At 74.0% G+C, this 14,459-nt stretch carries 6 protein-coding genes and 1 pseudogene; all 7 read left to right on the top strand.

The window, feature by feature from the left end:
* The first annotated feature begins 634 nt into the window (after positions 1-634).
* The gene (locus ACIO6U_RS16800) at positions 635-1,681 is read left to right on the top strand and encodes a BTAD domain-containing putative transcriptional regulator (RefSeq protein WP_401719635.1); all 1,047 of its coding nucleotides are present in this window, start codon (positions 635-637) and stop codon (positions 1,679-1,681) included.
* 5 nt (positions 1,682-1,686) lie between these two features.
* Complete coding sequence (locus ACIO6U_RS16795) at positions 1,687-3,996, top strand: TOMM precursor leader peptide-binding protein (protein WP_401719632.1); 2,310 nt, start codon at positions 1,687-1,689, stop codon at positions 3,994-3,996.
* Positions 3,993-6,044 carry a TOMM precursor leader peptide-binding protein gene (locus ACIO6U_RS16790; RefSeq protein ID WP_401719629.1) on the top strand — a complete coding sequence of 684 codons (2,052 nt, stop codon included), beginning with the start codon at positions 3,993-3,995 and terminating at the stop codon, positions 6,042-6,044. The genes ACIO6U_RS16795 and ACIO6U_RS16790 overlap by 4 nt, the downstream gene beginning before the upstream one ends.
* Before the next feature lie 142 nt (positions 6,045-6,186).
* Positions 6,187-7,782, top strand: coding sequence for a nitroreductase family protein (locus ACIO6U_RS16785; protein WP_401719627.1), 1,596 nt, complete (start codon positions 6,187-6,189; stop codon positions 7,780-7,782).
* A gap of 221 nt (positions 7,783-8,003) precedes the next feature.
* The gene (locus ACIO6U_RS16780) at positions 8,004-10,811 is read left to right on the top strand and encodes a lantibiotic dehydratase (protein WP_401719624.1); all 2,808 of its coding nucleotides are present in this window, start codon (positions 8,004-8,006) and stop codon (positions 10,809-10,811) included.
* A complete protein-coding gene (locus ACIO6U_RS16775; RefSeq protein WP_401719621.1) occupies positions 10,808-11,977 on the top strand; it encodes a lantibiotic dehydratase C-terminal domain-containing protein in 1,170 nt (389 codons plus the stop codon). Before ACIO6U_RS16780 ends, ACIO6U_RS16775 begins: the two co-directional genes overlap by 4 nt.
* 1,442 nt (positions 11,978-13,419) lie before the next feature.
* A pseudogene (locus ACIO6U_RS16770) lies at positions 13,420-14,334 on the top strand (ABC transporter ATP-binding protein); the annotation flags it as partial.
* Between the last annotated feature and the right edge of the window lie 125 nt (positions 14,335-14,459).

Raw genomic sequence — 14,459 nt, 5'->3', positions numbered from 1 at the left:
CCGCGGTCCGCGCCCGGCCGCCCGTCCGGGCCTTCTCCCGTGCGCGCGTCCGCGTGCGATCCGGTCGGCGGCGACCCTCCGCAGCTCAGGCCGGGCGCGGGTGTCACGGAATGGCGCTGGTCTATTCCTCTGGCGAGCACGCCCGGTCAAAATCCGACAGAAACTTGACACGTAAATCAAAGTCGACCTCGGGGTGACGGGCATAAAGCCGCCCGGTGAGGGGTAAGGGGAATGCCGCTTTACGCTCCCGCAATACTGCGAAGTATGTCCGATTACTCGCATCCGTACCGGAGGGATACGGTCCGGTGTGTCCCGATTCCGGGAGCGAGTTCACATTTTGGGTACACCGACCCCATCTAACAGACCGGTAACCCGGTGTCACGTGATTTTTCCCTGGACAAGGCAAAGAGTGCTGCCGTACTGTCCTCGGTGACCGCCAATAGGTATGACCCTCAGGGGATTCTGCCTCACTCCGGCCCACTCCCGCCGGGTGTGACAGCGGTCGTAACGGGGCAACGGGGATGGTGGATTGGTGGTCTGGTCCAACGCGCTCGAAAATAGTGCTGGATTACCAACGGCAAAAGGCGATACGCCGCCGCAGGTAGTCCCGCAGACGCGATTCACGGTACTCGGAATGCTGGCCGTCACCGACGGCAGCGAATCCGCGGTGCTTCAGCCGTCGCGGCCCGCCGCACTCCTGGCCGCATTGCTGCTGAATGCCAATTCCGTCGTCTCCGCCGACTTCCTGCAACGCGTCATCTGGGGCGAGGAGACTCCTGCCCAGGCCAAGTCCGCCCTGCACAGTTGCGTCCTGCGATTGCGCCGGCTGTTCGGCAAATACGGGATCGCGGGCAACACCATCGAAGCCGTACCCGGCGGATACCGGCTCACGGCGGACGCCGCGACCCTCGACCTGGTGCAGTTCCGCGAACTCCTCGACCAGGCGTACGCCACCGAGGAGCCCGACGCCGAATTGCGTCTGCTGCGCTCCGCGCTCGCCCTGTGGCAGCCGCCGCTGCTGGCCAACGTCCCCTCCGACCTGCTGCACCGCGACGAACTGCCCCGGCTGCACGAGGAATGGCTGCGCGCGATCGAGCGCGTCTTCGACCTCGAACTGGCATGCGGGCGGCACCGGGAGGCGGTGGCCGAGATCTGGCCGACGGCCCGCGCCCACCCGCTGCACGAGCGGTTCACCGAGCAGTTGATGGAAGCGCTGTACCGCGTCGGCCGCCGCGCCGAAGCGCTCGCCGAGTACCGGCGGGTCAAGAACCACCTCGCCCAGGCCCTCGGCGTGGACCCTGGACCCGCGCTGCAACGCCTCGAACTGGCCATCCTGCGCGGTGAATCCGAGCAGAGCCCGCCGCCGCAGGGCCGGCCGGTGACCCGCGGCGACCCGCGCCCGGCGGCATCCGGAGGCCCGGCGCCGGTCCGTGACGCGGGCGCCGACCCGGTCGCGGGCGAACCCGTCGAGGGCGGTCGCGTCCTGGACAGCCTGGTCGGCGCGGGACTGCTCGAAGAGGGCCCGCGCGGTCTCTACCGGATGCACGAACTCCTGCGGGTGTTCACCCGCGCAGCGGCGGCCGACGGGGTCGGCGGCGCCGCGCCCCCCGGACGCACCGGGCACACCCCCACCCCATCGCAGCGGCCGAGCGCCGTGGAACTGCATCCTACGGAGGCGTGACTGACATGGTGTCACCGTATGACGAGATCGCCGACACCCGGCCGCGGATCCGCCGGGACGTGCTCTACACGCAGACCCCGACCGGCGTGCACTTCCACAACGCGCGCGGCGGCTTCAGCGTCGTCATGCCCTCCGCCTACCGCTTCGCGACGCTGATCGTCCCGCACCTGACCGGCGACCACACCGTGGCCGCGCTCTGCCAGGGCCTCGGCGACAAGCAGCGCGAGATGGTGGTACGGCTGGTAGGCACGCTCTACGCGCGTGGTTTCGCCCGCGACGCCGTCCCCGCGCGGAGCGACACCGAACCGCTCGACTCCGCCGTCACCGAGCGCTTCGCCGCGCAGATCGACTACGTCGACCACTACACCGACGGCGCCGCCGACCGCTTCCGGCGCTTCCGGCAGGCCCGCGTGGCCGTACTCGGCGACGACGCCCTCGCCCGCTGGGCCGTCCTCGGCCTCGTCCGCAACGGCTGCGCCGCCGTCGCCGTGCCGCGCGCCGTCGACAGCCCCGGCAACCGCTTCGCCGAAGTCCTCGACGAAGCACGGGCGTTGCGCGCCGAGAACTGCCCGGTCGAGCTGGACTGGCTGGACGACCCGGCCGACGCGGAGGGCGCGCCCGGCACATACGGCTGGGAACACCTCGACGGCTACGACACGGTCCTGGTCACCGGCGAACGCGGCCCCCGGCAGATCGCCCGGCTCCTCGACGCGGGCCTGCCCGCCGGCCGACTGCTGCTCCCCGCCTGGACGTTCGGCGAGTCCGTCGTCATCGGCCCGCTCATGGCGACCGGCACCGCCGGCTGCTGGACCTGCGCCGCGCTGCGGCTCGGCGCCAACGGCGAGGCGGGCGCCGCGGCCGACCTGTGGAGCGCGGTCGCCCCCGCGGGGCCCCGCGACAGCCCCGCCCCCGTCGTCGGCGGACCGCTCGCCGCGATGATCGGCAACCTCCTGGCGTACGAGGTCTTCCGCCGCACCACCGGCGTCCTCCCGGCCGAGACGGAGAACCAACTCCTCGTCCAGGACATCGACTCGCTCGACACCGTCGCCGAACCGCTGCTCCCGCACCCGCGCTGCCCGCACTGCGGTACGGCGGCGGCCTCGGAGTCGGCCACGGCCTCGGACGCGGCTTCCGCGGACGCCCCGCTCGAACTGGCCGCCCTGGACAGCGAGTCGGCGGCCGAGGTCGGGGCCGCCGCGTCGCCGCTCGGCGGACCCGTCTCGGACGGCGCGGGCGAGGAGGACGCCGCGCAGGCCGCCCTCGCCGAGATCACCGGCCGGTCCGTCCTCGTCCAGCGCAGGACCGGCGTCTTCCAGGCGTACGCCGACGAGGAGTGGGCGCAGACACCGCTGAAGGTCAGCACCGTCGTACTCGGCACCGGACACCGGGCCCGGCGGGAGATCACCGCCTTCGACGTCCACCATGTCGCGGGCGCCCGGCTGCGGGCGCTGTACCGGGCGGCCGAGGTCTACGCGGAGCACGTCGTGCCCGTCCAACAAGCCCTGTCCGGAGCGGAGTTGGAGGCGGCGCGCGGCAAGTGGCGGTCCGTCGACCCGGCCGCGCTGAGCATCACCAGCGGACTCGGCACCGCGGCCGGGCTGGTCCCGCGCTGGTGCGCGGCCACCTCGCTGCTCAGCGGCGAGACGCTGCTGGTGCCCGCGGCGGCGCTGCGGCCGTTCGGCCCGGACAACCGCGAGCGGATCGTGGAGGCCACCTCCGCGGGCACCGGCGCGGGCGGCACCGCGGCCGAGGCCGCCACCCGAGGTGTGCTCACCGCGCTCGCCCACGACGCGCTGCGCCGCGCCGTCGGCGGATCGCTCGCCGTACAGCACGTCCCCACCGCCGAGTTGGAGGGCGCGGACGCCGAACTCACCTTCCTCGCCCGCTCGGCCGCCGGGCTCGGCGTCGACCTGGAGATCCTCGACCTCGGCGCCCATGAGGAGCGCGTCCTGCCGGTCGTGCTGGCCCGCGCCGCCGATCCGGCGACCGGACAAGCCCGTTGGGCGGTGGCGGCCGGAGTGCGCTGGCGCGACGCGGCGCTCGACGCCGTACGCGACCTGCTCGGCGCCGTGCAGGTCGGCGGCGCGCCCGACGCGGGCGACCCGCTGCTGGCCGACCTCGCCCCCGGCACCGTCGCGGTGACCGCCGAAACCCGCGCCGACCTGGCCGCCGCCACCGACTGGCCCACGGTCGCCGACCGCCTCCGCGCCACCGGCCGCGACCTGCTGACCGCCCCCACCCACGCCCCCGACCTGGCCGCGGGCCGCGTCCACACCACCCGTGTCCTGCTCACCACCGCCCCGGACCGGCCATGACCGCGGATCTCCTCGCGGACGCGTGCACGGCCCTGGCCGATCGCCTCACCGCCGGCCTGGCGGCCCACGCGCCAGTCGCCGACCCAGCCGCCGGGCCCGCCGGGACCGGTACGCCGGTGGCGGTCGGTGCTCGTGGTCAGGCCAGTGGCGTCGCCGTCGCCGCCGGTCCGGCCCCGGCGCGGGCCGTACCGGCCGTGGCGGTCAGCGCGCTCGGTGTCCGTGACGAACTGACGCTGCGCGCGAGCGAATTCGACGGTCCGTCGACCGAGACCGTCGGCGTACGCGTCTACGGGCACCACACCGTCGTCGGTCCCTTCGCGCCCGGCGGCCGGGCCGGGTGCGGGCGGTGTCTGGCGCGGCGGTGGCAGAGCGTGCGGGCGCGGGCGCTGCGGGAGGCGCTGGAGACGGGTACGGGCACGCGCGCCGCGGGACGGCCGCCGCGGGCCACGGCCTTCGGGGTCGACGGCCTCGCCGCGCTCATCGCGGCCCACCACCAGCGGGGCGGGCCAGGAGGCGGGAAGACCGGCGGCGACAGCCGTCTGCCGTACGCGTTCCTGGTCGACATGGAGACCCTGCGCGTCACCCGCTTCGCCTTCGTGCCGGACGCCGAGTGCCCGCAGTGCGGGGAGCGCGCCGCCGATACGGCCGAGGGCGCGCGGATCGGCTTCGCGCCGTCGCCGAAGCCCGCGCCGGACGTGTTCAGGGCGCGGCCCGCGGACGACTACGACGTGCCGTTCGAGGCGTTCGTGAACCCGGCGGCGGGCATGCTCGGCCCCTCGGTCGTGCCCGATCTGATCTCGGCGTCCACGTCCTCGACGGTCGGCTCCTTCCTCCTGCGATCCGGCGACTATCTGCGCGAGTGCTTCTGGGGCGGCCACACCCCGCGCTACCGCTCCAGCGAACGCGTCGGCCTGCTCGAAGGACTTGAGCGCTTCGCCGGGATGCGCCCGCGCGGCAAACGGACGGACGTCACCGCGGCGTACAGCGAACTCGCCAGCGGCGAGGCCGTGTTGGACCCGCGCACCTGCGGCCTGTACACCGACGACTTCCACCGCGCCGAGCCCGGCGTACGCCCCTTCGACCCCGAGCGGCCGATCCCGTGGGTGTGGGGCTGGTCGCTGCGCGACCAACGGCCGGTGCTCGTACCGGAGATCCTGGCGTACTACCACGCGCCCGGCGGCCTGGAGAACCGCTTCGTGCAGGAGAGCTCCAACGGCTGCGCGTCCGGCGGGAGTCTGGCCGAGGCCGTGTACTTCGGGCTGATGGAGGTCGTCGAGCGCGACGCGTTCCTGCTCGGCTGGTACGCGAAGGCGCCGCTGCCCGAGATCGACGCGAGCGGCAGCGGCAGCCCCGAGACCCGCGCGATGATCGACCGGCTCGCGATGTACGGCTACCGGGCCCGGTTCTTCGACACCCGCGTCACCTTCCCGATCCCGGTCGTCACGGCCGTCGCGGAACGGACCGACGGCGGCCTCGGCCGGCTCTGCTTCGGCGCGGGCGCGGGCCTCGACCCGGAGGCGGCGCTCGCGGCCGGACTGTGCGAGATCGCCACCGACGCGGTCAACCTGCGCCGCAGGACCGCCCGCGACGAGCCGCGACTGCGCGCCCTGGCCGCCGACTTCGACCGCGTCCAGGTGCTGCACGACCACCCGCTGCTCTACGGGCTGCCCGAGATGGCCGTCCACGCCGACTTCCTGCTGCGCGGCGACGACCGGCCGCGCGTGGCGCTGGGCGACCTCACCACGACCGGGGTCGGCGCCGTACCGCCCGCCGACGACCTCGCCGACGACGTCACCGCCTGCGTCGAGGCGGTCGCCAAGGCCGGGTTCGACGTCATAGCCGTCGACCAGACCATGCCGGAACAGCGCGCCCTCGGCTTCCACACGGCCGGAGTCATCGTGCCGGGTCTGCTGCCCATCGACTTCGGCTGGCGCCGCCAACGCGCACGCCATATGAGCAGGACTCGGACCGCGCTGCGGGAAGCGGGCCTGCGCGGGCGGGACTTGACGGCCGACGAACTCAATCAGGCCCCGCATCCGTTCCCTTGAGCCGCCCGCCGTCCCCGCGGCCTCACGGAGACCGAGACCGAGACCGAAACAGAGCACCGAGCCCGACCCGAGACCCCGACCGAGCCCCGAGACCTGAGCCCCGAGACCTGAGCCCCGACCGTCGACCGAGAGAGGAACGCCCGTGGGATTCGCCCATGAGTACGCGACCGCCATCGTCCGGCGGGGCCGGTATCCCATGGAACCCGCCGACTTCGTGCCCGACTGGGCGGACCGGCCGAGGAAGGGCAAGCACTTCCCCGGCGCGGAGACCTTCCCGCTCCCGTGCGACGAGGCACCGGCCGAAGCCACCGTCCAGCAGGGCCTGTTCGGCCCGCGCGGCACCGGCGCCTTCACCCTGCCGCTGCTCGCGGGGATGCTCCAGGAGTCCTACGGCCTGGTCGGCAGGCGTCTTGCCGTACAGGCCAACTCCGACCTCGGCACCCTGCCGATGTACACCCAGGCCAACTGGTCGCGCGGCACCGCCTCGGGCGGCGGCCTCTACCCGATCGGCGTGCACTGGGTCAGCGGCCCCTCCGGCCCGCTCACACCCGGCGTGTACTACTACTCGACGCCCCACCACCACATGCGGCGGCTGCTCGCCGGGGACGCCACGGCGGAGGTCCGGGCCGCGCTCGGCGGCCGACTCGGCGCGGACTGCGACCAGTTCCTCGTCCTCGGCGTGCGCTTCTGGCAGAACGCCTTCAAGTACAACAGCTTCAGCTACCACGTCGTCACGATGGACATCGGCGCGCTGCTCCAGACCTGGCGGATCTGGGCGCGGGCCCGCGGACTGCACATCGGCGCCGCGCTGTGGTTCGACGAGGCCCGGCTCGGACGGCTGCTCGGCCTCGGCCAGGACGAGGAGGGCGTCTTCGCCGTCGTACCGCTGACCTGGGACGGCGCCCCGTCGGCGGCCCCGGCGCTGCCGGCCGGCGACCCGCCGACCGCGCCACGGGTCCGCCACGCCGACCAGGAGCGCTCCCGCACCACCATGACGTTCGAGACCGTACGCCGGATGCACGCGGCGACCCTCGACGGCGCCGCGGACCGACCGGCCCCCGGAACGCTGGACACCGCGCTCGCGCTGCCCGTGCCCGAGGGCGGCGAGCGGACCGCGCTGCCCGCCCCCCGGCCCCTGGACACCCCCGTCGGGCAGGCGCTGCGGGCCCGGCGCAGCAGCTTCGGCCGCTTCCAGGCCGTCCGCCCGCTGCCCGCCGACGCGCTGTCGACCGTACTGGCCGCGGTCGACGCGGCGAGCAGCCTCGACACCGACACCGAGACCCCCGGCGCCCCACCCCTCAGCCGCGCCTACGTCTTCGTCAACCACGTGGCGGGCATCGCGCAGGGCAGTTACCTCTACGACCGGGAGGACCGTTCGCTGCGGCTGGTCAAGGCCGGGGCGCCGGGCGAATTCCTCCAGCGCAACTACTTCCTCGCCAACTACAACCTGGAGCAGGCGGGGGCGGTGATCGTGCCCGTCGCCCGCACCACCGCCGTGCTCGACGCGGTCGGCGACCGCGGCTACCGGCTGGTCAACGCCGTGATCGGCGCCGTCTCGCAGGCCGTCTACACCGCGTCCGCCGCGGCCGGGCTCTCCTGCGGCGTCGCGCTCGGCTTCGACGCGATCTCCTTCACCGAGGAGCTGGCGCTCGACCGGACCGGTGAAGTGCCGCTGCTGATCATGATGATCGGCCACGAGCGGCCCCGCCCGGCCGACTTCCGCTACGAGATCGCCTGACCGGGCGGCAACGGCCGCTGACGGCAGCCGAGTCCAGAACCCCGCACGACCCCGCACGACCTCACACGGCCCCAGGGCCCGAGGGACCGCAGGGCCTTACGACCGCACAACCTTACGACCGCAGGGCCTTACGACCGCAGGGCCTTACGACCGCAGGGCCTTACGACCGCAGAGCCCGAGGACCGCAGGGGCCTTACGACCGCAGGACGGAAAGGAGCGGCATGAGCGTCATCGCCGACGCGCAGGACACCGAGGCGCCACGGAGCTGGCTGCTGCACCGCCGCTTCATGCTGCGGGTGGCGGGACTGCCGGTCGAGGCCGTCCACCGGCTGCGCTGCCCCGACACCCGGCGCTGGGCCGACCGCGTGCTCGCCGCCGAGGAGCGACTGGCCGCGCTCGCGGCCGAGTTGAGCGACCCGCTGACCGTCCTGGTCAAGGCCACCGAGGACGACACCGAGCGGCGCGCCGTGCTCGCGCTGCGCCGCCAGGTCTTCAACGACCGGCTGCCGCGCGACCCGGACGCCGTACGGGACCTCGCCGCCGCGCTCGGCGGCCCGACCGGCGAACTCCTCGCCGACTGGCTGGAGTCCCGGCTCGGACTTGAGCAACTGCGCGGCGATGGTGGCCCGTTGCTCGACCGGGAGCTGGCCGCGAGCCGCGCGGAGCTGCGCGGCCTCGCGGGCGAGGAGCGGCTGCGGCTCGCCCTCGCCCTGGCCTCGCCGACGCTGGACGGCCAGCTCGACGCGTTCATCGCCGACCGCGCCGCCGTACCGGACAAGCGGACCAGGAAGAAGGAGCGCTCGCTGCTGGCGTACCTCTACAGGACCGCCTGCAAGACCAGCCCGTTCAGCACCTTCACCGCCGTCGCCGAGGGCCGGTTCCGCGAGGTCGGGCCCGAGGTGCGGACCGGCGGCGACTGGACCAGCCACCCCCGGCTGAACGTCGTGGTGCTCGCCAGGCTCGCCGAGCTGATCGGCGCCGACGGCACGCGGCGCGGCGACCTCCCCGTCGCCCTGTCGGCGGGCTGGGAACTGGACGAGAACCGGATCCGCTACGTACGCCGCTCGGTCACCGCGGGCGACGACAGCGCCGCCGTCAGCTTCGACGCGGCCCACGACCGGCTCTTCTTCCTGCGCCACAGCGACATCCTGGAGCGGATGATCGCCCTCTTCCACGGCGAAAAGCCCGTCAGATACGCCGAGTTGACGGCCTGGCTGGCGGCGGAGACCGGAGCGAGCCGGGACGAGGCGGCGCACTACGCCGCGACCCTGCTCGACCTCGGCATCCTCCAGATGACCGGCCTCGCCACCGATGTGCACGCCCCCGACCCGCTGCGGTCCTTCCAGAGCGCGCTGCGCGGCCTCGGCCGCGACTGGGCCGACGCCGTCGCCGACCGGCTCGACGCCCCGGCCGCCCGCGTCGACGCCTGGGCCACCGCCGACGTACCCGCCCGGCGCGCGCTGCTCGCCGGGCTGCGCCGCGACCTGACCGCGCTCCAGACCGAACTGGGCGCCGCCGCGCCGTCGTTGCCGCAGACCCTGCTCTACGAGGACGTCCGCGAGGACGCGGTCGAGGCCGACGTCACGCAGTGGACGGAGCTGGCCGCCGCGCCGCTGCACGCCCTGACCGGCATGCTGCCCGCCTTCGACGTGGCCCTCCCGCAGCGCCTGGTCCTCAAGGGCTTCTTCCTGGCCCGCTACGGCCGCGGCGGCCGGTGCGACGACCTGCTGCGGCTCGTCCACGACTTCCACGAGGACATCTTCACGCAGTACCTCCAGTTCACCTCGATGAAGTCGCCCTGGGCGGCCGACGGCGGCCACGCGCCGGAGGAGAACTGGCTCGGCATGCCCGAGGTCACCGCGGTGGACCGGGCCCGCGCCGAGTTCACCCGCCGGATGCGCGACGCCTGGGCCGCGTACGCGGCGGCGCCCGGCGGCGAACTGCGCCTGGACGAGGACACGGTGGCCGCCGTCACCGCCGAACTCGCCCCGCTGGGCACGTCCTTCGCCCCGCACAGCCACTTCCTGCAACTCGCCCGCCGCGCCGAGGACCCGCTGGTGGTGCTCAACAACTCCTACGGCGGCCTGTCCTTCCCCTTCACCCGCTTCACGCACTGCTTCGACGCGGCACCCGAGAGCGGCGGCGCGGCGGCGGACGGCGGCGACCCCGCACCCGGCGGCCTCACCGACCGGCTGCGCGAGACCCTGCGCGAATGGCAGCCGCCCGGCGCGGTGTTCGCCGAGATCACCGCCGGGTCCGCCACCACCAATCTCAACCTGCACGGACGGCTCACCGACCACGAGATCGTCTGCCCCGGCGAGAGCAGCACCGTGCCCGCCGCCGGCCGGATCGACCTGGACGACCTGTACGCGGAACACGACCCGGTGGACGACCGGCTGGTGCTGCGGTCCCGGCGGCTCGGCCGCGAGGTCGTCCCGCTCTACCTCGGCTACCTCGTCCCGATGGTGCTGCCCGAGGTGCCGCGCACGCTGCTGCTCTTCTCGCCGACCTCCCGCGCGGCGGTCGACGTGTGGCGCGGCGTACCCGCGGGCCCCGAGCGCGACGGCGTCACCGCGCGGCCCCGGGTCCGCTTCCGGAGCCTGGTGCTGCACCGCAGGTCGTGGACGGCGGCGCCCGGCGCGCTGCCCGCCCGCGAACCGGGCCTGGACGAGGCCGGGTTCTATCTGCGCTGGCAGCGCTGGCGGCGCGACCACGGGCTGCCCGACCGGGTGTTCGCCACCGTCCACGAGGAGAAGGCCGACGACGCGAGCGGTTTCGGCGCGGTCTTCGGCGGCTCCAAGCCGCAATTCGTCGACTTCGACAGCCCGTTGTCACTGATCGCGCTCGACGGGCTGACCGGCGGCGGCCGTACCAGGACCGTCTTCGAGGAAATGCTGCCGGGCGAGCAGGAGTTGCACGTCCGCTCCCCGCGCGGCCACCACGTGGCGGAACTGGCCGTCGAAATCGTCCCCCGCGCGGCGGAACCGGCCGCGGCGGGCCACCACGGAAGGCAGGACAGCTCCGTATGACCACCTCCGGGGCGCGATCCGCCCCCGTCACCGGCCCGCGCCCGACACCGCGGTCCGCGCCCGAATCCGCGGCCGTGCCCGAACCGGCAGGCGCTGCGGGGCGCGGCGACTGGCAGGCGTTCCACGTCTTCTACGCCGCCAGCCCCCGCCCCTTCCTGCTCCAGTGCGTGCGCCCGCTGGTCGAAGGGCTCACCCGCGACGGCCTGTTGAGCGGCTACTTCTTCATCAACTACTGGCTGGAGGGCCCGCACATCAGGGTGCGGCTGCGCCCCTCGTCACCGCAGGCCGCATCCGTGGTCACCGCGCGCGCCACCGCCGCCGTCGACGCCTTCCTGCGCAAGCGCCCCGCGCTCTACGAGGTCAAGGGCGGCTTCCTCGCCGACCTGTACAACACCCTCTTCGAGCTGGAGTTCCCCGGCGGCGAGCGCAACGGCCTGGTCGACGAGGAGGGCCGCATGCGCCTGCGGCCCAACAACTCCTTCAGCCCCGAGCCCTACGAGCCCGAGTACGGGAAGTACGGCGGCCCGGCCGGGGTCGAACTGGCCGAGTGGCACTTCCAGCGCTCCAGCGACCTGGTCATCGACGCGCTCGCCACCATGAACCTGCACCTGCGGACCGTACTGCTGGGCGTATCGGCCCAGTTGATGATGACCATGTCCGGGTGCCTGCTGCGCGGCGACACCGCGCTGCTGGAATTCCTCGACCGCTACCACGAGTTCTGGAACTCCGCGTTCTCCGGCACCAACTACACCGCCCAGGACGGCTACGACCGCGCCTACGGCACGATGGAGGCGTTGCCCCAGCGCTTTCAGGAGATCCGCGCGGCGGTCGCGGAACCCGCGCCCGAGCGGCTGCCGACATTCCTCGCCGGGTGGGCCGAGCACTGCCTGGAGCTGCGCGAACGCGTCGTGGCCCTGGCAGACGGCGGCGACCTGGTCTTCCGCTCCTGGGACGGCACCCGCGACCTGCCGGTCACCGACCCCGGACAGGCGCTGCCGATGCTGCTGTCGCCGTACATGCACATGACCAACAACCGGCTGTCGGTCACCGTCCGCGACGAGGCGTTCTTGTCGTACGTCCTGGCCCGCGCGCTGCGCGAGCCCCGGACGCCGCCCGGCGCCGACTCCGACGGCCGGTCCGAGCCGCAGCCCTCGGCGGCGCCATGACCACCGGCGGCCTGCTCGAACTGCGGCCCGCGCTGCGCCCCGGCATCCTGGTCGGCCCCGCCCTGATGCGCGGCCCCGCCCTCGTCCATCTGCTCAAGGACCCGGTCACCGGGGTACGGCTCGAAGTCGGCGCCAAAGAGCACTTCATCATCGCCCGGCTCGACGGCAGCCGGTCGCTCGCCGAGATCGGCGCGGAGTACGCGGACCGGTTCGGCGCGCGGCTCGGCGACGCGCAGTGGCAGCAGATGCTGCGCCTGCTGTCGACCCGTCAGCTCCTCGACGGCGGCGGCCGACCGGTCGTCGTGCCCGTCGCCAGTGCCGAACCGGCCTTCACGTCAACGCTGTTGAGCGGGAAGACGCGCATGGTCGCGGACGCCCCCGCGCTCATGGACACCCTGCACGGCGCCACCACCTTCGCCCGCAGGCGCGCCGTCCTGTTCCCGCTGCTCGCGCTGGCCGTCGCCGTCCTCGCCCTCGTCGGCCTCCGCTTCGGCCAACTGGCCGACCAGACCGGGCGCCTGTACGACCAGCCGGTCGCGCTCGCCGCCGTCGGCTGTGTGCTGTGGGTCAGCCTCGGCCTGCACGAACTGGCCCACGGGCTGGTCGCGCGGGCGTACGGGCTGCGGGTCGGGGAGATCGGGCTCCGCCGGGTCTGGGGCTTCATGACGTACCTCTACTGCGAGGTGCACGACGTCCAGTTCCTCGACCGGCGCGGCCGTCAGGTCGCCGTCGCGGCGGCGGGCGCCGTCATGAACCTCCTCTTCCTCGCGCCCTTCTGGCTCGTCTGGGCCCTCCTGCCGGAACACGCCCAGGCCCTCCCCTTCTTCGGCGGCCTCATCCTCCTCGGCACCGCCATGGCCCTGCTCAATCTCCTGCCGCTCCCGCCGCTCGACGGCTACAAAGCCCTCGGTTACACCCTGGGCACGCTCCAACTGGCCACCGAGAGCCGCCGGTTCCTGGGCGTGGCCGCGCGTGCCCCGCTCGGGCGGAGGGCCGACTCCGGCCGGGACGGCGCGGCTGCCGCCGCCGCGACGACTGGCCGAGTGCCCGGCTCCGGCCGGAACGCCCGCGCGCGGCTCGCCGCCTATCCCACGCGGCTGCGCGTCATCTACGGCGGATACGCCGCCTGTTGCGCGGTGCTGGCCCTGGCGGCGCTCGCCGTGGCCGGACTGCTGTGCCGCGCGGCACTGCCGGACGACTGGCGCACCTGGACCCCGTACCTCCCGGTGGCCCTGGTCGCCGCGGCCCTCCTCCTGCGCCTGCTCGGCCTGCGCGCCGCGGCCATGCGCGAGGCGGCGCTCGCGCGCCGGACGCCGGGGGAGACGGCCGACCTCCGGCCGGGAAGCGGCTCCGCGACGACCGCCTCGGGCGCCGCGGCGGGCGCGAAGGACTCTGAACGGCCCGCGTCAGCGGGGACACCTCAGGAGCGGGAGAAAGGCGACATGAAACGAACCGCACGTCCGACGGGGCCGGCGATCGAACTGGTCGGGGTCAGCAAGCGGTACGGCGAGGTGCACGCGCTCGACGGGGTGTCGCTGACGGTCGAGCAGGGCGAGTTCTTCGGCGTTCTCGGGCCCAACGGGGCCGGAAAGACCACGCTCGTGGAGATCGTGGAGGGGATGCGGAAGGCGGACGCGGGCAAGGTCGCCGTGTTCGGCCAGAGCCCGTGGCCGCGGAACATCGCGCTGCTGCGGCGGATCGGGGTGCAGACCCAGGCGTCGGCCTTCTTCACGCGGCTGACCGCGTGGGAGCACCTGGAGACGGTCGCCGCGCTCCAGGGCGTGGACCGCGCCGCCGCGCGGCACGCGATGGACCTGGTCGGGCTGCGGGACAAGGAGCGCAGCCGGGTCGACGACCTGTCGGGCGGCCAGCGGCAGCGCCTGGCGCTGGCCACCGCGCTGGTCCACGAGCCCGACCTGATCTTCCTCGACGAGCCGACCGCCGCGCTCGACCCCGAGGCGCGCCGCGCCCTGTGGTCGGTGCTGCGGGACCTGCGCGGCGAGGGCCGCACCATCGTCTACACCACGCACTACCTGGACGAGGCGGAGGCGCTGTGCGACCGGGTGGCGATCATCGCCGACGGCCGCGTCGTGGCGCTCGACAGCCCCGGCTCGCTGATCAGGTCGATGGCCGCGCCCGCGCGGCTGCTGATCCCCGCCGGCCGGATCACGCTCGACCAGGCGCGCGCCGTCGAGGGCGTCGACCGGGCGTTCCTGGAGGGCGCCGAGGTCGTCGTCGAGACCCGGCACGCCAACCGGGTGCTGGTCGCGCTCGGCGAGTTCGTCGACATGGACGCGATCCAGACCAGGACCGCGACCCTGGAGGACGCGTATCTGCGGCTGACGGGACCGGGCGCCGGGGGAGCCGGAAAGGCGGAAGCCTCGGGCCCCGACACCGGGACCGGCCCCGACACCGGCCCCGATCCCGACACCGGTCCCGGTCCCGACCTCGACACCGGGACCGCCACCACGACGGCCGCCGT

The sequence above is a fragment of the Streptomyces sp. NPDC087422 genome, from assembly GCF_044744145.1.
Classification (GTDB): Bacteria; Actinomycetota; Actinomycetes; order Streptomycetales; family Streptomycetaceae; genus Actinacidiphila.
This window is presented reverse-complemented; position numbering and strand designations above follow the sequence as displayed.